Source organism: Pseudomonas parafulva, assembly GCF_002021815.1.
Lineage (GTDB): Bacteria > Pseudomonadota > Gammaproteobacteria > Pseudomonadales > Pseudomonadaceae > Aquipseudomonas > Aquipseudomonas parafulva_B.
The window spans coordinates 4,003,264-4,029,183 of the sequence record NZ_CP019952.1; the positions used below are offsets into that span (position 1 = coordinate 4,003,264).

Sequence of the window (25,920 nt, forward strand, 5' to 3'; positions counted from 1 at the left end):
AGGTCGGAGCGATGGACAGCGCCTGTTTATGAAGAAACCTGCCTGAGATGTCTTATAGATAAGGCTGATTCTGGAAGATTCAAGCGTAGCGGGGTTGACGGAGGTCAAGCTGTTGGATTTGCACCGGTGTAAAGGCAGGTGCGGCCCATTGCTAGCGCGGCGCCAGCCACACCAAGGAAGCGAAACGCCCACCTTGCGGGGTACGCCGGTAGGAGAAGAACCGCTCGTCGCTCACCGTGCACAAGCCGCCACCGTAAACAGCCGTGACCCCACGGGCTGCCAGGCGAATACGGGCCAGGGCGTAGATATCGGCCATCAGCTTGCCGGGTCGCTCACCGTCGACGAATGCCCGCGCGGCCTCCGGGTGCACCGCAGTGAAGGCATCACGCACTTCCAGGCCCACTTCGAATGCCTGGGGCCCAATGGCCGGGCCCAGCCATACCAGCACCTGAGCCGGTGGTACGTCCAAGCGATCCAGGGTGGCTTCCAGCACGCCCCCGGCAAGCCCGCGCCAGCCCGCATGGGCTGCCGCCACCTGCGTACCGGCCTGGTCACAGAAAAGTACAGGCAGGCAATCGGCGGTCATCACCGTGCAGGCGATGCCTGGCCGGTCGGTCCAGCTGGCATCGGCTTCGACCACGCGGGAGGGGTCGGCATTGACGACGGCCAAGCCGTGCACCTGCTTGAGCCAGGCGGGCTGGATGTCGAACTCGCCGCTCAGGCGCAGACGGTTCTGGGCAACGGCCGCAGGGTCGTCCCCCACATGGTCACCCAGGTTGAAGGTATCGAAAGGCGGCAGGCTGACGCCGCCCTGGCGGGTGGTGACGCAGGCGCGAACCGAGGCTGGCGCAGGCCAGTCCGGTGTCAGCAGCGACTGCGTCAGGCCACTCATCCGATGAAACTCTCGCGATCCTGGTTGAGCAGCGACAGCAGCCAGACGAAATCATCGGGCAGTGGCGATTCCCATTCCATGCGCTCGCCCGTCGCCGGGTGCACCAGTGCCAGGAAGCGTGCGTGCAGGGCCTGACGCGGGAAGGTCTTGACCGCCTCGACCATGGTCGGGCTTGCCGCAGGCGGGATGCGGAAGCGCCCGCCGTAGGTCTGGTCACCGACCAGGGGGAAGCCGACGTGGGCCATGTGCACGCGAATCTGGTGGGTACGGCCGGTTTCGAGCTTGACCCGCACGTGAGTGTGCGACCGGAAACGCTTGAGCACACGGTAGTGGCTGACCGCTGGCTTGCCACCGTCTGTGACAGCCATGCGCTGGCGCATGCCGCCGTGGCGACCGATGGGGGCGTCGATCTTGCCGCCGGCGGTGACCACGCCCACCACGATGCATTCGTAGATACGGCTGACCGAGCGCTTCTGCAACTGGTCCACCAGGTGGGTTTGCGCCTGCAAGGTCTTGGCCACGACCATCAGGCCGGTGGTGTCCTTGTCCAGGCGGTGGACGATGCCGGCACGTGGCACGTTGATGATGTCGGGCACGTGATGCAGCAAGGCGTTGAGCAAGGTACCGCTGGCATGGCCGGCAGCCGGGTGCACCACCAGGCCCGCAGGCTTGTTGATGACCAGGATCTGGTCGTCTTCATAGACGATGTCCAGCGCAATGTCCTCGGCCTCCCATTCGCCCTGGGCTTCCTGCTCGGCTTCCAGGGCCAGCACGGCACCGCCATGCACGGTGTCACGCGGGCGCAGTACAGCACCGTCGACCGTCAGACGGCCATCTTTGATCCAGGCCGTCAGCCGCGAGCGCGAATACTCGTCGAACAATTGGGCGGCGACCTGGTCGAGGCGTTGACCGCCCAGTTCGGACGGGACCTCTGCGCTAAGTTGAATGATCTCGGACATGCTCGATTCAGTGGGCGCACAGCCTTTGGTTTCAGCTGCGAGCTTGTGGTTAAATACGGCTTCTTTTGTCCCGGGGTTGGCCGGGGCGCTCATCATAACAGGACGGCCCCGCCCAAGACAGCGGCCGTCAAAGGGACGCAAGCCGCCATGCAAGTGAAACACCTGCTGCTGATCGCCATCCTCGGGCTCACCGCGGCCTGTTCCTCTAATAAGGAAGTCATCGACGAGAACCTCAGCGAGGCCGAGCTGTATCAGCAGGCCCAGGCTGACCTGGACAATTCCAGCTACACCAGCGCCGTGAACAAGCTCAAGGCCCTGGAGTCGCGATACCCGTTCGGCCGCTATGCCGACCAGGCGCAGCTGGAGCTGATCTACGCCAACTACAAGAACTCGGAGCCGGAGGCTGCCAAGTCGGCTGCCGAGCGCTTCATCCGCCTGCACCCGCAGCACCCGAACGTCGACTACGCCTACTACCTCAAAGGCCTGACCTCCTTCGACCAGGACCGTGGCCTGCTGGCGCGCTTCCTGCCGCTGGACATGACCAAACGCGACCCGGGCGCGGCACGCGACTCGTACAACGAGTTCGCGCAGCTCACCAGCCGTTTCCCCAACAGCCGTTACGCCCCGGACGCCAAGCAGCGCATGATTTACCTGCGCAACCTGCTGGCCTCCTATGAAATCCACGTGGCCGACTACTACCTCAGCCGTCAGGCATACGTGGCTGCCGCCAACCGTGGCCGCTACGTGGTGGAGAACTTCCAGGAAACGCCTTCGGTTGGCGACGGCCTGGCGGTGATGGTCGAGGCGTACCAGAAGATGCACCTGGACGACCTGGCTGCCACTAGCCTCGAGACCCTGAAGCTCAACTACCCGGACCACCCGAGCCTGGCCGATGGCGAGTTCCAGCCCAAGCAGACCGAGTCTGACGGTCGCGGCTGGCTGTCCAAGGCTACGCTGGGCCTGATCGAAACCGACACCCCGCTGCCACCGGGCCAGACCCGCGCCAACCAGGACGTGATCAAGCAGTTCCAGGATGCGCGTGACGAAATGCCCAAGGAGCTGCTGCCCAAGGACGAAAACGGCGACCCGATCGAGCCACCAGGGCCCAAGGAAGCCAATAGCAACCGCTCCTGGTTCAGCTACATGACCTTTGGTCTGTTCGACTGATTCGGGCGTTGCATGAAAGGGAGGTCCTGGACCTCCCTTTTTTATTGCCTGCGCCCTAGACTGTCATCCTCTTTCATTCGACAAGCTGAACACCATGGTTCGCCTACTTTTCTGGATCGTCCTGATCGCCGCCGCGTTCTGGCTGTGGCGCAAATTCAAACTCAGCCAGCAACCGCGTCAAGAGGCCAAACTCGACGCGCCTCTGAAAATGGTTCGCTGCGCGCATTGCGGCGTGCACCTGCCCACCGACCAAGCACTGGCGCAGGGCAACACCTGGTATTGCAGCCAGGCGCACTTGCAGCAGGGGCCTGGCCGCCAGGGCTGATCGGGCGGTTAGCCAAGACGCCCATGGGGGGCGTAGGGTGCCGGGTCGATGATGGGCTCGGCGCCATTGAGCAAATCAGCCAGCAGTTGGCACGAGGCTGGCGCCAGCACCAGCCCGTTTCGATAATGGCCGCAGTTCAGCCATAACCCATCAAAACCTGGCACCGGCCCGATAAACGGAACGCCTTCAGGCGAACCTGGCCGTAGCCCGGCCCAGTGGGCCACCACGGGCGCGCCATCCAGGCCGGGCAGCAGATCCACCGCCGATGCCTTGAGGCTTGCCAGCGCCTGATCGGTGGGGGTCTTGTCGTAGCCGGCATGCTCCAGCGTGCTGCCTACCAGAATGTGCCCATCCCGGCGCGGAATGGCATAACGGCCTTTGGCAAGCACCATGCTTGGCAGAAAATCTTCAGCGCATTTGAACAGGATCATCTGCCCTTTCACCGGCTCGACCGGAAGCTCAAGGCCCAGGTGGCGTAGCAGTTCGCCGCTCCAGGCGCCGGCACTGAGTACGACTTCGTCGGCGGCCAGCTCGCCTTCAGCGGTGCTCACCCCAACGATACGACCGTCCTGCTGCACAAAACCCGTGATCTGGCAGTGCTCACGCACACTCACATTGGGTAATGCCAGCAACGCTGCCTTCAGCGATTTGACCAGGCGTGGGTTGCGCACATTGGCCACGCCTTCCATGTAGAGGGCCCGCTCAAAGCCTGGCCCCAGCACAGGGACTGCGTCGTACACCGCCGAAATGTCCACGGCGCTCAGCGGGCGCTGCTCACGGCTCGCCCAAGCCAAGGCCTGGGCTTGATCATCCAGGTCGAGCCAGTAAAGCCCGGTGGTATGCACTTCAGGGTCCAGGCCCGTGCTGGCGAACAGGCGCTCGCCCAGCTGTGGATAGAAGTCTTGCGACCAATGCGCCAGGGCGGTCACTGCCGGGCTGTAGCGCCACGGATACAGGGGTGAGACGATACCGCCCCCGGCCCAGGATGACTCGCGGCCTACCTCGCCCTGGTCGCATATCACCACCTGGTCAACGCTCGCCGCCAGGTTGAATGCCGTCAGCAGGCCAATGACCCCGCCACCGACCACCACTACTTGCTTGCTCATCTGTCGATTCAACACCTGAAGTAAAAAACCGCGATGCACCGGGCACCTGTGACCGTTCAGCCTCCCCAGCAGCGCGCGCTGTCGCTGGCGCCGTGGTTGCGCCCTACCCCAGCTTGATCAAGCTCGAAATCGCCACAGCGGTCTTCGGCCATGAGCCCTGTGGGCAAACGTCGGGCACGCAGGGTGAAGGTCTGGTCCTCGCGCAGCGCTTGCAGGCTGTAGTAGCGGTTGCCCGAAGGCAGACTCGGGTCGCCTTCGGCATACTGGCCAGTAAGCAAGCGATGGCGTTCCAGGCGCAATGCGGCATCTTGCAACAGGGCGACCACCTCGTGGCGCGCTGCCTGCCGCAGGTGGTCGTTGTAACGGGGGTAGGCAATGGCTGCCAGAATGCCGGTGACGGCCAGCACAATCAACAGCTCGATCAGGCTAATGCCTTGCTGCATGTCAGTCTCCTCTGAATCTTTGTCGCCACGCCATGCGGACAAGCTCACCGCCATCGTTGGCATACACCGCTTCCACTGCCTGCCGCGGATGACTTCGCTGGCTGACCGCGGTGACCCGGAACACGGTCACTGGTCGCCCCATCGGGATAGCCACGGCGCGTTGCGTAGTACCCAGGTTCTGCACCTGAAAAAAACCTTCCGGCCCGGCTTGCCAGGCCCCGGCCAGGCGATGAGGCTGCTCAGGCGGCAGACACACTTCACACGGCGGTGGCGGCGCCTGCACGATCGATTGCTTGCCAACCGCCAATGTGGCTTCGGCCTGCTCGAAGGCCAGCTGACCTTCTTTGAACAGGCCTACCATTTGCGTTTCAACGGCGGCTGCACGTAGCGCCGAAGTGCTCAGCACCCCCAACAAAAGGCTCAGCCCCAACGCCAACAGCAGCACCACCCCCCGCTCACGTGTCATGGCTCGCCCCCGTTGCGGCGGGCCACACTGACAACGTACTGCTGCTCCAGCGCCAACAAAGGGTCGAACAGATTCAAGTGCAGGTCGATGCGCTGGCCATCGTCCGCAGCCACCACGTGTAGACGGCGTACATGCTCAAGCAGGGGCTGGGTGCTGCTGCCACGGGTGAAGTACAGGGTATCGTCCCTGACGGCGTAACGATGCCGGGTGATGGGGATGGCCATCAGCGGCGCGACGGCGTGGACATGTCCACGATGTACTTTGGCGTATCCGACGCAGTCAGTGAGCAGGGTCCATTGGGGCTTGAGCGAATGGCCCGGAAGGTCGGCCACTACCACCGTAAGGCTTGATTCCTCGACTTCCAGTGGTCGGCTAAAGGCGGCAAGGGTGTCGCCGTCCGGCAGATCAGCAGGCTCTAAGCGCAGGCAGCCGAACATGCCAGCCATACGGACGTCCTGGGCCATGCGCAATAGGGCCAGCCGTGCATCTTCCTGCATGCGCAGCGCAGCCGCTTGCAACTGCCACGCCCGGTGGGCAGAGGTGAACAACTGGCCGGCGCCGGCCAACAGCATCAACCCGAGTGCCAGCGCCAGCAGCAGTTCGAGCAATCCGACCCCGTTTTGCCGAAGCCTCATGGCAGCGCCTGCTCATGTGCACTGGCAGATGCCAGCACCGCCTGCGCCTGCTGCCGAGCGTCATGCGTGGCCTGCAAAGCCTGCATGTGCAGCGCCGCTGCGGCAAACATGCCCACGGCAATCACCACCATGGCCAACAGCGTTTCCAAGAGCGTCATGCCCCGTTGCGTTACCTGCATCCCTGCAGCTCCTGCGACTTTTCATGCGTTGTCGATGTGCGCCTGCCACTGGAAGGGTGACCCCGCGTGCGTGAAGCTAAAGCCAAGCACGCCCAAGGAGAAATGCACGGTGAAGCAACAGGGAGTAACACTGATACAAACGGTGTCGGCGCTGGCGGTGCTCGCTGTCCTGACGCAGCTTGGGGCGCCTGCCTACGTCAAGCTCAGCGATGACCTACACCGTGCTGCCGTCACGCGGGACTTGGCGCAAACGCTGCGTAGCGCACGCGGGCACGCCATGCTGTTGGGTGAGGATGTGCGGGTGCAGGCGCTCGACGATGCGTGGGGCAACGGATGGCGAGTGATGCTGGTGCAGGATTCGCGGGTGCTGCGTGAACAACGCCTGCGCCGGCCTCTGCAGATCGCCGCGAACCTGGGTACGACGATGACGTTCACGGCCATGGGCCTGCCAGTCAACCCTGCCGGCAACTGGCTGGCGGCGACTTTCGAGGTATGCACGCGCTCGGCCGGCACCAGCCAGCATCAAGTGGTGATGGCGTCCAGCGGCAGGGTCCGGGTATCGAATGAAATCCGCGATAGTCGAAGGTGCACAGATGCTGGGGCCTGAGCGTTTATGGATAAACGCTCAGGCCCGCGCAGGCGATCAGATCAATGAGCGCACACGCAGCTCTTTGGGCATCGAGAAGGTGACGTTCTCTTCACGCCCGTCCAGCTCTTCGGCGCCCGTAGCGCCCCATGCCTTGAGCTGTTCGATGACGCCGCGCACCAGCACTTCCGGCGCGGACGCGCCTGCGGTGATGCCGATGCGGCCAACCTGGTCGAACCAGGCCCGCTGCAGGTCTTCAGCACCGTCGATCAGATGGGCCGGGGTGCCCATGCGCTCGGCAAGTTCACGCAGCCGGTTGGAGTTGGAACTGTTGGGGCTGCCGACCACTAGGACCACATCACACTCGTCGGCCAGTTGCTTCACGGCATCCTGGCGGTTTTGCGTGGCGTAGCAGATGTCGTCCTTGCGCGGCCCGCCGATGTTGGGAAAGCGCGCACGCAGCGCGTCGATCACGCGGCTGGTGTCGTCCATCGACAGGGTAGTTTGCGTCACGAATGCCAAGTGGTCAGGGTCTTTCACCTGCAGATTGGCCACATCGTTCTCGTCTTCTACCAGGTAGATGGCCCCGCCGTTGCTGGCGTCATACTGCCCCATGGTGCCTTCGACTTCCGGGTGCCCGGCATGGCCAATCAGGATGCACTCACGGCCATCGCGGCTGTACTTGGCCACCTCGATGTGCACCTTGGTGACCAACGGGCAGGTGGCATCGAACACCTTCAGGCCGCGCCCACCGGCTTCCTGACGCACGGCCTGGGAAACCCCATGGGCGCTGAAGATGACGATGACATCGTCCGGCACCTGATCGAGCTCCTCGACGAAAATGGCGCCACGGCTGCGCAGGTCTTCGACGACGAACTTGTTGTGCACCACTTCGTGACGCACATAGATGGGCGGGCCGAACACTTCCAGCGCGCGGTTGACGATTTCGATTGCCCGGTCGACCCCCGCGCAGAAGCCGCGCGGGTTGGCGAGTTTGATTTGCATGATCGGCTCCAGGCCTACAGGGCCTTCACCTCGAGGATCTCCACCTCGAAGGTCAGGGTCTTGCCAGCCAGTGGGTGATTGAAGTCGATGGTCACCTGATCGTCGTCGAAGGCCTTCACCACGCCCGGCAGTTCGGCGTTGGCGGCGTCCTTGAAAATGATCAGCAAGCCATCGGACAGCTCCATGCCTTCGAACTGGGACCTCGGCATAACCTGCACATTCTGTGGGTTAGGCTGGCCGAAGGCGTTCTCCGGGGCAACCTCCACGGTACGCTTGTCGCCAGCCTTGAAACCGAACAGCGCGGCCTCGAAGCCCGGCAGCAGGTTGCCGTCGCCCACCTTGAAGGTGGCAGGTGCCTTGTCGAACGTGCTGTCGACCGTGTCACCGTTTTCCAGGTGCAGGGCGAAATGCAGGGTGACTTCGGTGTTCTGGCCGATACGAATGTCAGTCATGGACCGGCTCCTCGGATTTCTTGCTCTTGAACATATCCAGCGCCAACATGATTGCGCCGACGGTGATGGCGCTGTCAGCCACGTTGAAGGCCGGGAAGTAGTGGCGGTTCTGCCAGTGCACCAGGATGAAATCGACCACATGGCCCAGCACGATGCGATCGTAGAGGTTCCCGATAGCACCACCCAGTACCAGGGCCAGCGCTACGGCCAGCCAGGTTTCATGACGACCGAGGCGCTTGAGCCACACCACCAGCACTGCGCTGACCACCACGGCGATCAGGGCGAACAACCAACGCTGCCAGCCGGCGCCATCGGCCAGGAAACTGAACGCAGCGCCAGTGTTGTAGGCCAGGGTCCAGCTGAAGTAGTCGGGGATGACGACAATTTGCTGGTACATGGTCAGGGCATTGTTGAAGTACAGCTTGGTGGCCTGGTCGACGACCAGGACCAGCACGCTCAGCCACAGCCACGCGAGGCGCCCGAAGCGCCCCCCTGCAAGGTTAGGCATAGTGGCGCACCTCGCCGGAGCCGGTCAGGTTTTCCACACAGCGACCGCAGATTTCCGGGTGCTCCGGATGGCTGCCGACGTCTGCACGGAAGTGCCAGCAACGGCCGCACTTGGTGTAGCCAGACTTGACCACTTTCAGCTTGAGGCCTTCCACTTCGGTCGCCACCGCCTCGGCAGGCGCCTGCGCGAACGGCACAACGCTGGCAGCCGAGGTGATGAGCACGAAGCGCAGCTCGTCGCCCAGCTTGTTCAGGTCGGCGCTCAGGCCCTCGTCCGCATACAAGGTGACTTCGGCCTGCAGGTTGCCGCCGATGACCTTGGCGGTCCGCTGGTTTTCCAGTTCCTTGTTGACCGAAGCCTTGACCGCCATCACCCGATCCCAATAGGCGCGATCGAGTTCGGTGCCTTCCGGCAGCTCGTTCAGGCCCTCATACCAGCCATTGAGCATGACCGACTCGTTACGCTCACCCGGCAGGTACTGCCAGATTTCGTCGGCGGTGAAGGCCAGGATCGGCGCGATCCAGCGCACCAGCGCCTCGCTGATGTGGTACAGCGCGGTCTGGCAGGAGCGACGGGCGACACTGTTGGCACCGGTGGTGTACTGGCGATCCTTGATGATGTCGAGGTAGAAACCACCCAGCTCCTGCACACAGAAGTTGTGCACCTTGGAGTAGACGTTCCAGAAGCGGTACTCGCCGTAGTGCTCTTCCAGCTCGCGTTGCAGCAACAGGGTGCGGTCCACCGCCCAACGGTCCAGGGCCAGCATGTCCTGCGGCGCGAGCAGGTCGCGGGCCGGGTCGAAGCCGGTCAGGTTGGAGAGCAGGAAGCGTGCGGTGTTGCGAATACGCCGGTAGGCATCGGCGCTGCGCTGCAGGATCTGCTCGGACACTGCCATTTCGCCGGAGTAGTCGGTGGCAGCTACCCACAGGCGCAGGATATCGGCACCCAGGGTGTTGTTGACCTTCTCGGGCTCGATGGTGTTGCCCAGCGACTTGGACATCTTGCGGCCGTTCTCGTCCACCGTGAAGCCGTGGGTCAGCAGCTCGCGGTACGGGGCGTGGCCGTCGATGGCGCAGCCGGTCAACAGCGACGAGTGGAACCAGCCGCGGTGTTGGTCGGAACCCTCCAGGTACAAATCGGCGCGGGGGCCGGTGGCATGGCCGATGTCGTGGGAGCCGCGCAGTACATGCCAGTGCGTGGTGCCAGAGTCGAACCATACGTCCAGGGTGTCGGCGATCTTGTCGTACTGATCGGCTTCGGCGCCCAGCAACTCGGCGGCGTCGAGCTTGAACCAGGCCTCGATGCCCTGTTGCTCGACGCGCTTGGCAACCTCTTCCATCAACTCGACGGTGCGTGGGTGCAGCTCACCCGTCTGCTTGTTCAGGAAGAACGGGATAGGCACCCCCCAGTTGCGCTGGCGCGAGATGCACCAGTCAGGCCGGTTGGCGATCATCGAGTGCAGGCGTGCCTGGCCCCACGCCGGGACGAACTTGGTGTCCTCGATGGCCTTGAGGGCACGCTCGCGCAGCGGTTCACCGTCGCGTGGCTGTTTGTCCATGCCCACGAACCACTGTGCGGTGGCACGGTAGATCAGCGGCGACTTGTGACGCCAGCAATGCATGTAGCTGTGGCTGATGGTCTCGGTGTGCATCAGCGCACCGACTTCGCCCAGTTTCTCTACGATGGCCGGGTTGGCCTTCCAGATGAACTGCCCGCCGAAGAACGGCAGCGATTCGACGTACACCCCGTTGCTCTGCACGGGCGTGAGGATGTCATCGTTGACCATGCCGTAGCGCTTGCAGGTCACGAAGTCGTCTTCACCGTAGGCCGGCGCGGAATGCACCACACCAGTGCCTGCGCCGAGTTCGACGTATTCGGCCAGGTAGACCGGCGAGAGGCGGTCGTAGAACGGGTGACGGAAGTTGACCAGTTCAAGGGCCGAGCCTGGAGCGGTGGCGATCACCGAACCCTCAAGTTCGTAGCGCTTGAGGCAGGACTCGACCAGTTCTTCGGCCAGGACCAGCAGGCGCTCGCCGATATCGACCAGAGCGTACTGGAATTCGGGGTGAACGTTCAGTGCCTGGTTGGCAGGGATGGTCCACGGGGTGGTGGTCCAGATCACGATGGCGGCCGGCTTTTCGAGTGCCGCCAGGCCGAAGGCTGCGGCCAGCTTGGCGTCATCGGCGACAGGGAACGCCACGTCGATGGTCTGCGACTTCTTGTCGGCGTATTCGACTTCGGCCTCGGCCAGTGCCGAGCCGCAATCGAAGCACCAGTTCACCGGCTTGAGGCCCTTGAACACGTAGCCCTGCTTGACCATCTCGGCCAGGGCGCGGATTTCACCGGCCTCGTTGGCAAAGTTCATGGTCTTGTAGGGGTTGTCCCAATCGCCCAGCACGCCCAGGCGAATGAACTCGGTCTTCTGCCCTTCGATCTGTTCGGCAGCGTACTCGCGGCACAGCTCGCGGGTACGGTCGGCGGTCAGGTGCTTGCCATGGGTGACTTCGACCTTGTGTTCGATCGGCAGCCCATGGCAGTCCCAGCCCGGCACGTACGGCGCATCGAAGCCGGCCAGGGTCTTGGAACGGACGATCATGTCCTTGAGGATCTTGTTCAGCGCATGACCGATGTGGATCTTGCCGTTGGCGTAGGGCGGGCCGTCGTGCAGGACGAACTTGGGACGATCCTTGCCAATCTCGCGCAGCTTCTGGTACAGGCCAATGCTGTCCCAGCGCTGCAGAATCTGCGGTTCGCGCTGAGGCAGGCCGGCCTTCATGGGGAAGGCGGTGTCCGGAAGGTTTAGCGTGGCTTTGTAGTCGGTCATTTCAGGCTCTTGGTTAGCGGTTGAGCGTGCCAATGTGCACGTGCGGCGGCGATATCCGCATCGATCGCCGACTTCAGCGCCTCCAGGGAGGCGAATCGCTGCTCTTCACGCAGCTTGTGGTGGAACACCACCGTCAGGCGGCGGCCATAAAGGTCACCGGCATAGTCCAGAAGATGGATTTCCAGGTGCGGGCGTCCGTCACCGGCAACGGTAGGACGCACGCCAATATTGCCGACACCCGCCCAGGCCTTGCCATCGATCTCGATACTGGCCAGGTAGACCCCGGCCAGCGGTACACGACGGCGCTTGAGTTGGATGTTGGCGGTGGGTGTGCCGAGCTGGCGGGCCAGCTTCTGGCCATGCAACACGCGGCCGGTGATGCTGTACGGGCGGCCCAGCAGGTGCTCGGCCAGCTCGAAGTTGCCTTGCGCCAGCGCCTTGCGCACCTCGGTACTGCTGACCCGCAGGCCGTCCTGGATCACGGTGTTGGCGGCTTCTACGGTAAAACCATACTGCGCGCCTGCCTGGACCAGGAAGGCGAAGTCGCCTTTGCGGTCACAGCCAAAGCGGAAGTCGTCACCCACTTCAAGATGCTGCACGCCCAGGCCATCGACCAGGATGGTCCTGACGAAGTCGTCGGCGTCGAGCTCACCCAGGCGCTGGTTGAAGGCCAGGCACAACACGCGGTCGATGCCCTCCCCGGCCAGCAGCGCGATCTTGTCGCGCAGCCGGGCCAGGCGGGCCGGCGCGGTGTCGGGCGTGAAGTACTCACGCGGCTGCGGTTCGAAGATTACCACGCAGGTCGGCAGGCCCAGGGCCTGGCCGCGCTCGCGCAGGCGCGCCAGGATTGCCTGGTGGCCACGATGTACCCCGTCGAAGTTGCCAATGGTGGCGACACACCCCCGGTGTTCGGGGCGCAGGTTGTGAAGACCTCGAACCAGCTGCATAACGCGCTTCTTGCTCATAAAGTGGCCGATTATAACCACACCCGGGCGCCGGTGACAGGCAGCAGCGCCCAAGGGCGGCGTGGATTGCGAAAAACCGACGCCTGACGCGCCCGCCGCCTCAGTGCAAGGCTTTGCGGGCGAACTGCCGAGGCCGGAAACCGCACAGGTACAGGCAACCAAAGTAGGTGACGACGCCCGCCATGATCAGCGCCATCAACCGCATCAGTCGTTCAAGCATGTTCCCCTCGACCCAGGCCGGCAGGTAGTGCATGCCGGCCAACAGGACACCGGACATCAGGCTTGCCGCCAACACCAGCTTGAGCAGAAAAACGGCCCAGCCCGGTTGCGGCTGGAACAGCTGCTGGGTGCGCAGTTTCCAGAACAGCAGGCCGGCGTTGAGGCAGGCGCCAAGGCTGATGGCCAGGGCCAGTCCGGCATGCGCCAGCGGGCCGATGAGCACTAGGTTGAACAGTTGCGTGCAGACCAGGGTGAAGACGGCAATCTTCACTGGCGTGCGAATATTCTGCTGCGCATAGAAGCCCGGCGCCAGCACCTTGACCATGATGATTGCCAGCAGGCCAACGGAATAGGCAATCAGCGCCTGCTGGGTCATGGCCGCATCGGTCGCGCTGAATTTGCCGTACTGGAACAGGGCCACGGTCAGCGGCTCGGCAAGGATCGCCAGCCCCAGCGTACACGGCAGCACCAGCAAAAAGCACAAGCGCAGGCCCCAGTCGAGGATGCGCGAGTACTCTTCCCGGTCCTTGTTGGCGTAGGTCTTGGCCAGGGTCGGTAGCAAGATGGTGCCCAAAGCGACGCCCAGGACACCAGACGGCAGTTCCATAAGCCGGTCTGCGTAATACATCCAGGAGACAGAACCTGCCACCAGGAACGAGGCGAAAATAGTATTGATGATCAGCGATATCTGGCTCACCGAGACGCCGAGGATGGCAGGGATCATCTGCTTGAGCACCCGCCACACGCCTGCATCTTTCAGGTTCAGCCGCGGCAACACCAGCATGCCGATCCTTTTCAGGGCCGGCAGCTGGTAGAGCAGTTGCGCCAGGCCACCGGCCAGCACGCCCCAGGCCAGCGCCATGATCGGCGGATTGAAATACGGCGTGAGCAATACGGCGAACACGATCATCGCCACGTTCAGCAAGGTCGGCGTGAAGGCCGGCACGCTGAAGCGGTTCCAGGTGTTGAGGATGGCGCCCACCAGCGATGACAGCGAGATCAGCAATATATAAGGAAAGGTGACCCGCAGCAGATCGGTGGTGAGCTGGTATTTCTCGGCGTTGTCGACGAAACCAGGCGCCGTGGCCCACACCACCCAGGGTGCGGCCAGTATGCCGATGCCGGTCACAACGGCCAGCACCAGCGTCAGCAAGCCGCTGACGTAGGCCACGAAAGTACGCGTGGCCTCTTCGCCCTGCTGGCTTTTGTATTCGGCAAGAATGGGCACGAATGCTTGGGAGAACGCCCCTTCGGCAAAGATGCGGCGCAGCAGGTTGGGTAGCTTGAATGCAATAAAGAAGGCATCGGTGGCAACGCCGGCACCGAAAATACGCGCCAGAATGGTGTCGCGGACAAAGCCCAGCACCCGCGAAATCATGGTGATCGAGCTTACCGCAGCCAGGGATTTGAGCAGGTTCATCGAAAAGATTCACGCCAATGACAGAGGACGCTGCCAGAGCGCGCCCGAATGTGCGATACTCCCGCGCCTTCGCAGGGGAGCCAAAAATTCCCGAGTGTACAGGTCGCGCAGCAGAAAGGAATCTTTCCCGCTTGTTGGCGCACCGCTCGGCGGAACCTTGCAAGTGGCCTTGACATCCGTCCGACTGATCGGCATGATTCGCGGCCTATTTTGTTTGCTATTTACCTAAAGTCTTTCGAGGAGCTCGACGGTGGCCAACTCACCTTCCGCCAAGAAACGTGCAAAACAGGCTGAGAAGCGTCGCAGCCACAACGCCAGCCTGCGTTCCATGGTCCGCACCTACATCAAGAATGTAGTTAAAGCCATTGACGCAAAAGACGCCGAAAAAGCGCAAGCCGCTTACGTTCTGGCTGTACCTGTAATCGACCGTATGGCCGACAAAGGTATCATCCACAAGAACAAGGCTGCTCGTCACAAAGGCCGTCTGAATGGCCACATCAAGGCGCTGAAAGAAGCTGCAGCTGCCTAAGCGACGCGCTAGTCAAAAAACCGACCTCAGGGTCGGTTTTTTTATGCCTGCGTTTTGTCAGTTTCCCGGTTCGTGGCTCAACGCACGCTCTGAATAGTTGCAGGGCCGCATGGCGGCCCTGCCCTGTATCACTTGGCGATCTGGATCTTGGGTGCCCACTGCAGCCATTCGTCTTCGGCTTTTTCGAACAGCGGGAAGGTTTGCCTTGGCCGAGCCGGGGTGCCCATGCGTTCACCCTCGGGCGTCGCGAAGGCGATACCGCCATCGATCAATGTTTCCAGCGACTCCGTGCGCACGGTGGCGCCCTTGAACAAGCCCCAATCGAAGCCAAAGCCGCTGCTGTTCCAGAAGCGGCTGCCGCTACGTACCAGGCTGGCATAACGTGGCTCGATCAGAATGTGGATCAACACCCTGTCGGCACTCTGCCCCAGCTCGACATCGGTCACCTTGCCCACCGCCACCTCGCGGAATGTCACGGGCACACCGGGCTTGATGGAGCCTAGCCGAGGTGCGCTGAGGGTCACTGGCAAACCCACTTCGGGCCCCGCAACCTCGGGCGCTTCGGCCAGTGCGATGAAGTCACGCTGAGGACCCCTGTCCTTGACCGCAGGCTGTACCTCCAGGTACTGCCCGCCTACCAGCGTGTCGAGGTTTTCGGTGCGCACCAGGCCGAAGGATGGCTTGACCACCCAAAACTGAGTGCCGGCACGAGCTATGCGCTCTGCCGCTTCGGTAATACGCGCCTTCAACAGCACTGCCTGCATGTCCTTGGTAAGGTCCACACTTTCTACACTGCCCACATCCAGCCCCCGGAAGCGGATGGCGGTGCCTGGCTTGAGCCCATCGGCACGCTCTACGCGGATGGTGATAAGGGTACCGGCACGATTGGCTGCCTCCTGGCTCTCATGCAAGCGGAAACGCGGGATATGGCGCTTTAGCGGCACATTGGGCCGTGGCGTGTCGAAGGCAATGCCGCCTGCCATCAAGGTCTGCAGGGATTCACTCTTGATCTTGATGCCGGACAGGCCACCGGTGAGGGTAATACCACTGGCGTTCCAGAACCGTGTCGAGCCGTTTACTAGTTTTTCGTATTCTTTCTCGATGTGCACACCGATCAGAATGCGGTTGCTGTCACGGGCGAACTGATAGCTTTGCACGCTACCTACCTTCACCTGCTTAAAGGTTACGGGGCTACCTACTTCCAGGGAGCCCAGGGTATCTGCGAACAGCACCATGTGCAGGCCCGGCGCCTTCAGGTCCAACGGCGGCGCTTTGGCGCGCGCTTCGAACTCGCGCTCAGGGCGAGCGCCTTTCTCGCCAGGGCGGATGGCAATGTAGTTACCCTTGACCAGCGCTTCCAGGCCCGTGATGCCCGCCAGGGAAATGGAAGGCTTGACCACCCAGAACTGGGTGCCATCAACCAGATAGTCTTCGGTCAATGGGTCCAGCGTCAGCTCGGCGGTGGCGCTGGATAGGTTGTCTTCCATTTTCAGGGTCTTGAGAGAGCCCACCTGGATACCTTTGTACATGACGGGCGTACGGCCTGCCTGCAAGCCCTCGTAGTCGCTCAGCTTTACCTTTACTCGAATACCGGCCTGAGCTGCATCGAAGTCCTCGTACAGGCGAAATGGCAGGCTTGGGTCAGTGGGCGGGCTGTCCTTGCGGTGCTCTGGCGTGGCAAAGGCGATACCGCCGGCGACGATGCTCGACAGCGACTCACTGCGCACCTTCACCCCCGACAGCGAGGCGTCGATGCTGACGCCGCTGGCATTCCAGAAGCGTGTGTGCTTGCGCACCAGACTCGCATAGGCCGGCTCAATGAAAATCTTCACCTCGACCGTGCTCTGGTCTTCGGAAAGCCGGTAACTTTTCACGCGGCCGACCTGGATTTGCTTGTAGAAGATCGGGCTGTCTTTATTGAGCGACCCCAGGCGCTCGGCCTTGAGGGTAAGGTGCAAACCAGGCTCGGAATCCGACAGTGGGGGTGCCACCTTGAGCGCGGTGAACCGCTTGGTGGGCTCCCCTTCTCCAGGGCTGACGGCAATGTAGTTACCAGACACCAACGTCTCGAGGCCGGATATGCCTGCCAGGCTGACGCTCGGCTTGACCAGCCAGAAACGCGTGCCCTTGTTCAGATGCCCTTCGGCCGCCTGGTTCATCTCGATGGTAGCGATGACACCCTGATTCTCGCCCTCTGCATCCAGCACCAGGCTCTTGACCTTGCCGACCGGCATGCCTTTGTAGATGACTTCGGTCTTGTTGGCGACGATGCCTTCGCCCGACTCGAAACGCACCTCGATCTGCACGCCAGCCTCACGGTAGGCCTGCCATGCGAGCCAGCCTCCGATCATCAGTGCGATCAGGGGCAGGATCCAGATGGCCGACCAATTGGAGGCAGGGCGGGTTTTAGCCGTTGGCAGGTCACTCATGGTCGTCATCCGACTCCGTGTTATCCCAAATCAGTCGGGGATCGAAAGTCAAAGCAGCAAGCATTGTCAGGATCACCACAGTTGCGAAGGCGACAGCGCCCAGATTGGCTTCGACATTGGCTATCCTGCCGAAATTCACCACTGCCACCAGAATGGCGATGACGAATATGTCGAGCATGGACCAACGTCCTATGAATTCGATGAAACGGTACATCCAGATCCGTTGACGCGCCGACAGGGGCTGCCTGCGCTGCACGGAATACAACAGCAGGCCGATCCCCACCAGCTTGAACGTAGGCACCAGGATACTGGCCGTAAATACCACGGCCGCAATCGGTACCATGCCGTGCTTGAGCAGGGCAATGACGCCCGACATGATGGTGTCGGGCGTGCCTTGACCGAATGAGCTGACGGTCATGATCGGCAGCACGTTGGCCGGAATATAAAGAATGGAGGCAGCGATGAGCAGCGCCCAGGTGCGCATGATGCTGTTCGGTCGACGCGGATGCACCCTGGCACCGCACCGCGTGCAGGTTTGGGATGCGTCGCCTGTGGCTTGCCTGTTCAGTTCATGACACTCGTTGCAGACAACGATACCTGCATCAATCGCCCGCATGCGGGTCCTCCCCCGATAATGCACTCCAGACCTGATGCGGTGACATGACGACCTCCAGCCAGACCTGAATCAACAGCAGACTGATGAAGCAGAACAGCCCAACCCCTACGGTAAGTTCTGCCAGGTCCACCAATTTGACGATAGCCACGAGCACGCCCATGAAGTAGACCTCGAGCATGCCCCAGTCACGCAAGTGGTGATAGGTCCTGTACAGCAACAACCCTAGCCTGCGCCCTGTGTTAAGCCGAATCGCCAGCAAAACGACCAGCTGACACATCAGTTTTGCCAACGGTATCGCCATGCTGCACAGGAAAACCACGATGGCCACCCCCTGCATGCCCGAATCGTACAACCCCAGTACGCCGCTCCAGACGGTGTCGTCCGATGTCTGGCCTAGCAGATGCAACTGCATGATCGGCAGGAAATTGGCTGGGATGAACAGCGTGAGCGCCGTCAGCACCAACGCCAGGCTGCGATTGACCACATTATGCCGGTGCGCATAGAGCTCGTAGCCGCAGCGTGGGCAAAGCGCTTTTTCACCGGGGTGGATTACAGGTTTGCGTAAGAGTAGATCGCATTCATGGCATGCGACCAGGTCTTCGAGTGGCAGATCAGCCAGCGTTTCTGGCTCGACGGGGTTGGACATAGGACGCTTCTGAGTAAGTGCGTGGGGTTATTCTAGTGATCTTATGGAGGGCGGCATAGGCTGGAGATACAGCTTCGAATGGCCCGGCGATCTAAATTTGGATTCTTGCCGATCAGGGAGGGGTGCCTTGAGCGACAGGCAGGCTTGGAAAATTTTTTTGACGCCCAAAGACAAAACCCCTACCTGCGTGCGCAGATAGGGGTTTTGCGAAATGAATCTTGACGATGACCTACTCTCACATGGGGAAACCCCACACTACCATCGGCGATGCATCGTTTCACTACTGAGTTCGGGATGGGATCAGGTGGTTCCAATGCTCTATGGTCGTCAAGAAATTCTGTAGCCAGAATGTCCTGTTGGACAGCCCAGCGAATTCGGATATGTGATGTTTGCGATGCGTTGCGAACTTTCGGTTCATGTCATCTTCACCACCGCAATCTGCAGAAGCAAATTGCTTGGGTGTTATATGGTCAAGCCTCACGGGCAATTAGTATTGGTTAGCTCAACGCCTCACAGCGCTTACACACCCAACCTATCAACGTCGTAGTCTTCGACGGCCCTTTAGGGGATTCAAGATCCCAGTGAGATCTCATCTTGAGGCAAGTTTCCCGCTTAGATGCTTTCAGCGGTTATCTCTTCCGAACATAGCTACCCGGCAATGCCACTGGCGTGACAACCGGAACACCAGAGGTTCGTCCACTCCGGTCCTCTCGTACTAGGAGCAGCCCCTCTCAAATCTCAAACGTCCACGGCAGATAGGGACCGAACTGTCTCACGACGTTCTAAACCCAGCTCGCGTACCACTTTAAATGGCGAACAGCCATACCCTTGGGACCGGCTTCAGCCCCAGGATGTGATGAGCCGACATCGAGGTGCCAAACACCGCCGTCGATATGAACTCTTGGGCGGTATCAGCCTGTTATCCCCGGAGTACCTTTTATCCGTTGAGCGATGGCCCTTCCATACAGAACCACCGGATCACTAAGACCTACTTTCGTACCTGCTCGACGTGTGTGTCTCGCAGTCAAGCGCGCTTTTGCCTTTATACTCTACGACCGATTTCCGACCGGTCTGAGCGCACCTTCGTACTCCTCCGTTACTCTTTGGGAGGAGACCGCCCCAGTCAAACTACCCACCATACACTGTCCTCGATCCGGATAACGGACCTGAGTTAGAACCTCAAAGTTGCCAGGGTGGTATTTCAAGGATGGCTCCATGAGAACTGGCGTCCCCACTTCAAAGCCTCCCACCTATCCTACACAAGCAAATTCAAAGTCCAGTGCAAAGCTATAGTAAAGGTTCACGGGGTCTTTCCGTCTAGCCGCGGATACACTGCATCTTCACAGCGATTTCAATTTCACTGAGTCTCGGGTGGAGACAGCGCCGCCATCGTTACGCCATTCGTGCAGGTCGGAACTTACCCGACAAGGAATTTCGCTACCTTAGGACCGTTATAGTTACGGCCGCCGTTTACCGGGGCTTCGATCAAGAGCTTCGCTTGCGCTAACCCCATCAATTAACCTTCCGGCACCGGGCAGGCGTCACACCCTATACGTCCACTTTCGTGTTTGCAGAGTGCTGTGTTTTTAATAAACAGTCGCAGCGGCCTGGTATCTTCGACCAGCAAAAGCTTACGGGGCAAGCCCTTCACCTTCGCCGGCGCACCTTCTCCCGAAGTTACGGTGCCATTTTGCCTAGTTCCTTCACCCGAGTTCTCTCAAGCGCCTTGGTATTCTCTACCTAACCACCTGTGTCGGTTTGGGGTACGGTTCCCAGTTATCTGAAGCTTAGGAGCTTTTCTTGGAAGCATGGTATCAACCACTTCATCGCCTAAAGGCAACTCGTCATCAGCTCTCGGCCTTGAAATCCCGGATTTGCCTAAGATTTCAGCCTACCACCTTAAACCTGGACAACCAACGCCAGGCTGGCCTAACCTTCTCCGTCCCTCCATCGCAATAACTGGAAGTACAGGAATATTAACCTGTTTTCCATCGACTACGCTTTTCAGCCTCGCCTTAGGGACCGACTAACCCTGCGTCGATTAACGTTGCGCAGGAAACCTTGGTCTTTCGGCGTGCGAGTTTTTCACTCGCATTGTCGTTACTCATGTCAGCATTCGCACTTCTGATACCTCCAGCAAGCTTCTCAACTCACCTTCACAGGCTTACAGAACGCTCCTCTACCGCATCATCATAAGATGATACCCGTAGCTTCGGTGCATGGTTTGAGCCCCGTTACATCTTCCGCGCAGGCCGACTCGACTAGTGAGCTATTACGCTTTCTTTAAAGGGTGGCTGCTTCTAAGCCAACCTCCTAGCTGTCTAAGCCTTCCCACATCGTTTCCCACTTAACCATGACTTTGGGACCTTAGCTGACGGTCTGGGTTGTTTCCCTTTTCACGACGGACGTTAGCACCCGCCGTGTGTCTCCCATGCTCGGCACTTGTAGGTATTCGGAGTTTGCATCGGTTTGGTAAGTCGGGATGACCCCCTAGCCGAAACAGTGCTCTACCCCCTACAGTGATACATGAGGCGCTACCTAAATAGCTTTCGAGGAGAACCAGCTATCTCCGAGCTTGATTAGCCTTTCACTCCGATCCACAGGTCATCCGCTAACTTTTCAACGGTAGTCGGTTCGGTCCTCCAGTCAGTGTTACCTAACCTTCAACCTGCCCATGGATAGATCGCCCGGTTTCGGGTCTATACCCAGCGACTAAACGCCCTATTAAGACTCGCTTTCGCTACGCCTCCCCTATTCGGTTAAGCTCGCCACTGAATATAAGTCGCTGACCCATTATACAAAAGGTACGCAGTCACCTAACAAAGTAGGCTCCCACTGCTTGTACGCATACGGTTTCAGGTTCTATTTCACTCCCCTCTCCGGGGTTCTTTTCGCCTTTCCCTCACGGTACTGGTTCACTATCGGTCAGTCAGTAGTATTTAGCCTTGGAGGATGGTCCCCCCATATTCAGACAAAGTTTCTCGTGCTCCGTCCTACTCGATTTCATTGACAAGAGATTTTCGTGTACGGGGCTATCACCCACTATGGCCGCACTTTCCAGAGCGTTCCACTAATCTCAAATCAACTTAAGGGCTGGTCCCCGTTCGCTCGCCACTACTAAGGGAATCTCGGTTGATTTCTTTTCCTCAGGGTACTTAGATGTTTCAGTTCCCCTGGTTCGCCTCTTGCACCTATGTATTCAGTACAAGATAACCAGCTTGTGCTGGCTGGGTTCCCCCATTCAGAGATCTCTGGATCACAGTCTGTTTGCCGACTCCCCAAAGCTTTTCGCAGGCTACCACGTCTTTCATCGCCTCTGACTGCCAAGGCATCCACCGTATGCGCTTCTTCACTTGACCATATAACCCCAAGCAATCTGGTTATACTGTGAAGACGACATTCGCCGAAAATTCGCACGTCGCTCTTACGAGCAGAACTCACAAATTTTACCTTAGCCTGAATTCCAGCAGTGAAACTGGTCTTCAGTCTATTTCTATCACATATCCGAATTTTTAAAGAACGATCTGACAAAAGTCAGAAATCAACATTCACGCTGGAATGTTCATTTCTGTGTTCTGAACAGTGCTGCAAACCTGAAGCCTGAAGGATTGGTGGAGCCAAGCGGGATCGAACCGCTGACCTCCTGCGTGCAAGGCAGGCGCTCTCCCAGCTGAGCTATGGCCCCGTATTCTACGGCTGAACCAAGTAATGGTAGGTCTGGGCAGATTTGAACTGCCGACCTCACCCTTATCAGGGGTGCGCTCTAACCAACTGAGCTACAGACCTATAACAGGGTCGCTTTACAACATCGTCTTTTACAATGAATCAAGCAATTCGTGTGGGAGCTCATCAGCAGGCTGATGTCGTCGATTAAGGAGGTGATCCAGCCGCAGGTTCCCCTACGGCTACCTTGTTACGACTTCACCCCAGTCATGAATCACACCGTGGTAACCGTCCTCCCGAAGGTTAGACTAGCTACTTCTGGTGCAACCCACTCCCATGGTGTGACGGGCGGTGTGTACAAGGCCCGGGAACGTATTCACCGCGACATTCTGATTCGCGATTACTAGCGATTCCGACTTCACGCAGTCGAGTTGCAGACTGCGATCCGGACTACGATCGGTTTTGTGAGATTAGCTCCACCTCGCGGCTTGGCAACCCTCTGTACCGACCATTGTAGCACGTGTGTAGCCCAGGCCGTAAGGGCCATGATGACTTGACGTCATCCCCACCTTCCTCCGGTTTGTCACCGGCAGTCTCCTTAGAGTGCCCACCATAACGTGCTGGTAACTAAGGACAAGGGTTGCGCTCGTTACGGGACTTAACCCAACATCTCACGACACGAGCTGACGACAGCCATGCAGCACCTGTGTCAGAGTTCCCGAAGGCACCAATCCATCTCTGGAAAGTTCTCTGCATGTCAAGGCCTGGTAAGGTTCTTCGCGTTGCTTCGAATTAAACCACATGCTCCACCGCTTGTGCGGGCCCCCGTCAATTCATTTGAGTTTTAACCTTGCGGCCGTACTCCCCAGGCGGTCAACTTAATGCGTTAGCTGCGCCACTAAAATCTCAAGGATTCCAACGGCTAGTTGACATCGTTTACGGCGTGGACTACCAGGGTATCTAATCCTGTTTGCTCCCCACGCTTTCGCACCTCAGTGTCAGTATCAGTCCAGGTGGTCGCCTTCGCCACTGGTGTTCCTTCCTATATCTACGCATTTCACCGCTACACAGGAAATTCCACCACCCTCTACCGTACTCTAGCTTGCCAGTTTTGGATGCAGTTCCCAGGTTGAGCCCGGGGCTTTCACATCCAACTTAACAAACCACCTACGCGCGCTTTACGCCCAGTAATTCCGATTAACGCTTGCACCCTCTGTATTACCGCGGCTGCTGGCACAGAGTTAGCCGGTGCTTATTCTGTCGGTAACGTCAAAATTGCAGAGTATTAATCTACAACCCTTCCTCCCAACTTAAAGTGCTTTACAATCCGAAGACCTTCTTCACACACGCGGCATGGCTGGATCAGGCTTTCGCCCATTGTCCAATATTCCCCACTGCTGCCTCCCGTAGGAGTCTGGACCGTGTCTCAGTTCCAGTGTGACTGATCATCCTCTCAGACCAGTTACGGATCGTCGCCTTGGTGAGCCATTACCTCACCAACAAGCTAATCCGACCTAGGCTCATCTGATAGCGCAAGGCCCGAAGGTCCCCTGCTTTCTCCCGTAGGACGTATGCGGTATTAGCGTTCCTTTCGAAACGTTGTCCCCCACTACCAGGCAGATTCCTAGGCATTACTCACCCGTCCGCCGCTGAATCAAGGAGCAAGCTCCCGTCATCCGCTCGACTTGCATGTGTTAGGCCTGCCGCCAGCGTTCAATCTGAGCCATGATCAAACTCTTCAGTTCAATACTGCTTGGGTTTTTAAGAAACCCTAAACTTGGCTCAGCAATCTCAAATGACTATGTGATTTCTCGCATGGCCACTTGTGATGCTGATAATCTTTTTGACTATCAGTCCGTACTCACAAGCACCCACACGAATTGCTTGATTCGATTTGTTAAAGAGCGTTTGGCCGAGAGTGCTTCGTCTCAACCGAGGCGCGCATTCTACGCTTTCCTCATTGCCTGTCAAGCGTTTATTTTGAAGTTTATTTCGAGAAACTCGTTCAACTTCAAACACTTGACTCGCTTCGATCTCTCGTAGCGGGAGGCGAATTCTACAGCGTTTCAACACGCTGTCAACCTTCTTCTCAACCGCTGTCGATCTGTTCGATCGTAGCCTTTACAGCACCACCCGAACTAGCTAACTCATTGAATCTCAAGGAGTTTCGCGTTCCGATGTCGCTGGAAGTGGGGCGCATTATAAGGGGATTCGAAACCGCGTCAACCATTAATTTCATGTATTTGAAATATTCTGGCCGTGAGCTGGGAAGGCGCCGCTAATGGATGAAGCTATCTTATATAGAAGAAGGAGGCCCCATGGCCTCCTTGCTCCCCAACAGCTCGCTTACAAACTAGGGAATGCGAACTGCGATGCCTCATGGCTGGCCCGCTGCGGCCAGCGTTGAGTAATGGCCTTGCGCCGCGTGTAGAACCTCACGCCGTCTGGCCCGTAGGCATGCAGATCACCAAACAGCGAACGCTTCCAACCGCCGAAGCTGTGATAGGCCACAGGGACCGGCAGCGGAACGTTAACCCCTACCATGCCTACCTCGATTTCATCGCAGAACAACCGCGCCGCTTCACCGTCACGGGTAAAGATGCAGGTACCGTTGCCGTACTCGTGATCATTGATCAGTTGCATGGCCTGCTCGAGGCTGTCGACCCGTACTACACACAACACCGGCCCGAAGATCTCTTCCTTGTAGATGCGCATTTGCGGGGTCACCTTGTCGAACAAGGTGCCGCCGACGAAATAGCCTTCTTCATTACCCGACACGCTCAAGCCGCGCCCGTCCACCACGAGCCTGGCGCCCGCCGCTACGCCTTCATCGATGTAGCCAACCACCTTGTCGCGAGCCGCCGCCGTGACCAGCGGCCCCATGTCCAGGCCGCACGACGTGCCCGCACCGATCTTCAGTGCCTTGATTTGCGGCTCAAGCTTGGCAATGAGCGCATCGGCCACCTGGTCACCCACGCACACCGCGACCGAAATGGCCATGCAGCGCTCACCGCACGAACCATAGGCAGCCCCCATCAGCGCACTGACGGCATTGTCCAGGTCGGCATCGGGCATCAGCACTGCATGGTTCTTCGCGCCGCCCAGTGCCTGGACGCGCTTGCCACGCTTGGTACCCTCAGCGTAGATGTACTCGGCAATTGGCGTAGAACCCACGAAGCTCAACGCCTTGACCTCCGGCGCCTCGATCAGGGCATCCACCGCTTCCTTGTCACCGTGCACCACATTGAGGATGCCCTTGGGCAAGCCCGCTTCCAGCAACAGCTGCGCGATGAACAGCGTCGAGCTGGGGTCACGCTCCGACGGCTTGAGGATGAATGCGTTGCCGCAGGCGATGGCCAGTGGATACATCCACAGCGGCACCATCGCCGGGAAGTTGAACGGCGTGATCCCCGCTACTATCCCCAGCGGTTGAAAGTCGGACCAGGCGTCAATATTGGGGCCCACGTTTCGGCTGTACTCGCCCTTGAGCAATTCAGGTGCAGCGCAGGCGAACTCGACGTTCTCGATACCACGCTTCAACTCCCCGGCAGCGTCTTCCAGGGTCTTGCCATGCTCCTCGCTAATCATTTGTGCGATTCGCGCTTCATTCTGCTCGAGCAGTTGCTTGAAACGGAACATGACTTGGGCGCGCTTGGCCGGCGGGGTGTTGCGCCAGGCCGGGAACGCGACCTTGGCAGCATCGATGGCTTGCTGCACGGTCGCACGACTGGCCAGTTCGACCTTGCGAATGGCCTGGCCAGTGGAGGGGTTGAACACATCGGCGGTGCGCTCGCCCTTGGTAACCAGGTCACCGTTGATCAGGTGCTGAACAATGCTCATGTAACACTCCAGATAGAAAAAGGCGTGGCAGGCGTGTGTGCGACAG

The 25,920-nt window shown here is 59.7% G+C and carries 21 protein-coding genes, 2 tRNA genes and 3 rRNA genes; 4 read left to right on the forward strand and 22 right to left on the reverse strand.

What is annotated here, in order from left to right; all coding sequences use genetic code 11:
- Positions 1-151 precede the first annotated feature (151 nt).
- Together pgeF and rluD are read right to left on the reverse strand one after the other, a co-directional pair.
- On the reverse strand, positions 152-892 hold the full coding sequence (pgeF, locus tag B2J77_RS17955) for a peptidoglycan editing factor PgeF (protein WP_078479147.1): 741 nt from the start codon (positions 890-892) through the stop codon (positions 152-154).
- Complete coding sequence (gene rluD, locus B2J77_RS17960; protein ID WP_023533229.1) at positions 889-1,851, reverse strand: 23S rRNA pseudouridine(1911/1915/1917) synthase RluD; 963 nt, start codon at positions 1,849-1,851, stop codon at positions 889-891. The genes pgeF and rluD overlap by 4 nt, the downstream gene beginning before the upstream one ends.
- A gap of 147 nt (positions 1,852-1,998) precedes the next feature.
- Here rluD and B2J77_RS17965 point away from each other — a divergent pair, with 147 nt between their 5' ends.
- Together B2J77_RS17965 and B2J77_RS17970 are read left to right on the forward strand one after the other, a co-directional pair.
- Entirely contained in the window at positions 1,999-3,018 is a 1,020-nt protein-coding gene (locus B2J77_RS17965) for an outer membrane protein assembly factor BamD (protein ID WP_058638642.1), read from the forward strand.
- A gap of 94 nt (positions 3,019-3,112) precedes the next feature.
- On the forward strand, positions 3,113-3,343 hold the full coding sequence (locus B2J77_RS17970; RefSeq protein ID WP_023533255.1) for a PP0621 family protein: 231 nt from the start codon (positions 3,113-3,115) through the stop codon (positions 3,341-3,343).
- Positions 3,344-3,351: 8 nt separating this feature from the next.
- On the opposite strand, the gene thiO is transcribed toward B2J77_RS17970, so the two are convergent.
- Genes thiO through B2J77_RS17995 form a run of 5 tightly spaced genes read right to left on the reverse strand, consistent with a single transcriptional unit; the run spans position 3,352 to position 6,172 of the window.
- Positions 3,352-4,449, reverse strand: coding sequence for a glycine oxidase ThiO (gene thiO / locus B2J77_RS17975; protein ID WP_058638643.1), 1,098 nt, complete (start codon positions 4,447-4,449; stop codon positions 3,352-3,354).
- Positions 4,450-4,505: 56 nt separating this feature from the next.
- A complete protein-coding gene (locus B2J77_RS17980) occupies positions 4,506-4,892 on the reverse strand; it encodes a type IV pilin protein (RefSeq protein ID WP_058638644.1) in 387 nt (128 codons plus the stop codon).
- A 1-nt stretch (position 4,893) separates the two neighbouring features.
- Complete coding sequence (locus B2J77_RS17985) at positions 4,894-5,358, reverse strand: hypothetical protein (RefSeq protein ID WP_078479148.1); 465 nt, start codon at positions 5,356-5,358, stop codon at positions 4,894-4,896.
- A complete protein-coding gene (locus B2J77_RS17990; RefSeq protein ID WP_078479149.1) occupies positions 5,355-5,993 on the reverse strand; it encodes a PilW family protein in 639 nt (212 codons plus the stop codon). The genes B2J77_RS17985 and B2J77_RS17990 overlap by 4 nt, the downstream gene beginning before the upstream one ends.
- Positions 5,990-6,172, reverse strand: coding sequence for a type IV pilus modification PilV family protein (locus B2J77_RS17995; protein WP_078479150.1), 183 nt, complete (start codon positions 6,170-6,172; stop codon positions 5,990-5,992). The genes B2J77_RS17990 and B2J77_RS17995 overlap by 4 nt, the downstream gene beginning before the upstream one ends.
- 109 nt (positions 6,173-6,281) lie before the next feature.
- On the opposite strand from B2J77_RS17995, the gene B2J77_RS18000 reads away from it, so the two are divergent.
- Entirely contained in the window at positions 6,282-6,779 is a 498-nt protein-coding gene (locus tag B2J77_RS18000; RefSeq protein ID WP_078479151.1) for a GspH/FimT family pseudopilin, read from the forward strand.
- A gap of 36 nt (positions 6,780-6,815) precedes the next feature.
- Here the strand turns inward: B2J77_RS18000 and ispH are convergent, their stop codons facing one another.
- The 6 genes from ispH to murJ all read right to left on the reverse strand — a co-directional run bounded on the left by ispH (position 6,816) and on the right by murJ (position 14,151).
- On the reverse strand, positions 6,816-7,763 hold the full coding sequence (gene ispH / locus B2J77_RS18005) for a 4-hydroxy-3-methylbut-2-enyl diphosphate reductase (RefSeq protein ID WP_058603167.1): 948 nt from the start codon (positions 7,761-7,763) through the stop codon (positions 6,816-6,818).
- 14 nt (positions 7,764-7,777) lie between these two features.
- Complete coding sequence (gene fkpB / locus B2J77_RS18010; RefSeq protein WP_058603168.1) at positions 7,778-8,215, reverse strand: FKBP-type peptidyl-prolyl cis-trans isomerase; 438 nt, start codon at positions 8,213-8,215, stop codon at positions 7,778-7,780.
- Entirely contained in the window at positions 8,208-8,723 is a 516-nt protein-coding gene (gene lspA / locus B2J77_RS18015) for a signal peptidase II (protein WP_058638649.1), read from the reverse strand. The genes fkpB and lspA overlap by 8 nt, the downstream gene beginning before the upstream one ends.
- Entirely contained in the window at positions 8,716-11,547 is a 2,832-nt protein-coding gene (ileS, locus tag B2J77_RS18020; RefSeq protein WP_058638650.1) for an isoleucine--tRNA ligase, read from the reverse strand. Before ileS ends, lspA begins: the two co-directional genes overlap by 8 nt.
- Positions 11,544-12,494 (reverse strand): bifunctional riboflavin kinase/FAD synthetase, encoded by a 951-nt coding sequence (gene ribF / locus B2J77_RS18025; RefSeq protein WP_027915689.1) that lies wholly within the window; start codon positions 12,492-12,494, stop codon positions 11,544-11,546. Before ribF ends, ileS begins: the two co-directional genes overlap by 4 nt.
- A gap of 118 nt (positions 12,495-12,612) precedes the next feature.
- Positions 12,613-14,151 carry a murein biosynthesis integral membrane protein MurJ gene (murJ, locus tag B2J77_RS18030; protein WP_058638651.1) on the reverse strand — a complete coding sequence of 513 codons (1,539 nt, stop codon included), beginning with the start codon at positions 14,149-14,151 and terminating at the stop codon, positions 12,613-12,615.
- Positions 14,152-14,401: 250 nt separating this feature from the next.
- Here murJ and rpsT point away from each other — a divergent pair, with 250 nt between their 5' ends.
- Positions 14,402-14,680, forward strand: coding sequence for a 30S ribosomal protein S20 (rpsT, locus tag B2J77_RS18035; RefSeq protein ID WP_023533220.1), 279 nt, complete (start codon positions 14,402-14,404; stop codon positions 14,678-14,680).
- A 128-nt stretch (positions 14,681-14,808) separates the two neighbouring features.
- Here rpsT and B2J77_RS18040 read toward each other — a convergent pair whose 3' ends face one another.
- The 9 genes from B2J77_RS18040 to B2J77_RS18080 form a co-directional block, all read right to left on the reverse strand.
- The gene (locus tag B2J77_RS18040; protein WP_058638658.1) at positions 14,809-17,109 is read right to left on the reverse strand and encodes a PqiB family protein; all 2,301 of its coding nucleotides are present in this window, start codon (positions 17,107-17,109) and stop codon (positions 14,809-14,811) included.
- Positions 17,102-17,725: a paraquat-inducible protein A gene (locus B2J77_RS18045; RefSeq protein WP_058603173.1), complete on the reverse strand. Its 624-nt coding sequence runs from the start codon at positions 17,723-17,725 to the stop codon at positions 17,102-17,104. The genes B2J77_RS18040 and B2J77_RS18045 overlap by 8 nt, the downstream gene beginning before the upstream one ends.
- Positions 17,712-18,371 (reverse strand): paraquat-inducible protein A, encoded by a 660-nt coding sequence (locus B2J77_RS18050; RefSeq protein WP_078479152.1) that lies wholly within the window; start codon positions 18,369-18,371, stop codon positions 17,712-17,714. The genes B2J77_RS18045 and B2J77_RS18050 overlap by 14 nt, the downstream gene beginning before the upstream one ends.
- Positions 18,372-18,587: 216 nt before the next feature.
- Positions 18,588-18,703: ribosomal RNA gene (gene rrf / locus B2J77_RS18055) — 5S ribosomal RNA — on the reverse strand.
- Between the two features lie 134 nt (positions 18,704-18,837).
- Positions 18,838-21,730: ribosomal RNA gene (locus B2J77_RS18060) — 23S ribosomal RNA — on the reverse strand.
- 250 nt (positions 21,731-21,980) lie between these two features.
- Positions 21,981-22,056 (reverse strand) — tRNA-Ala (locus B2J77_RS18065).
- Between the two features lie 24 nt (positions 22,057-22,080).
- Positions 22,081-22,157: transfer RNA gene (locus B2J77_RS18070), tRNA-Ile, on the reverse strand.
- Positions 22,158-22,242: 85 nt separating this feature from the next.
- Positions 22,243-23,779, reverse strand: a 16S ribosomal RNA gene (locus tag B2J77_RS18075).
- Together the 16S, 23S and 5S rRNA genes with 2 tRNA genes alongside form the textbook arrangement of a ribosomal RNA operon.
- A gap of 601 nt (positions 23,780-24,380) precedes the next feature.
- The gene (locus B2J77_RS18080) at positions 24,381-25,874 is read right to left on the reverse strand and encodes a CoA-acylating methylmalonate-semialdehyde dehydrogenase (RefSeq protein ID WP_078479153.1); all 1,494 of its coding nucleotides are present in this window, start codon (positions 25,872-25,874) and stop codon (positions 24,381-24,383) included.
- Positions 25,875-25,920: the final 46 nt, after the last annotated feature.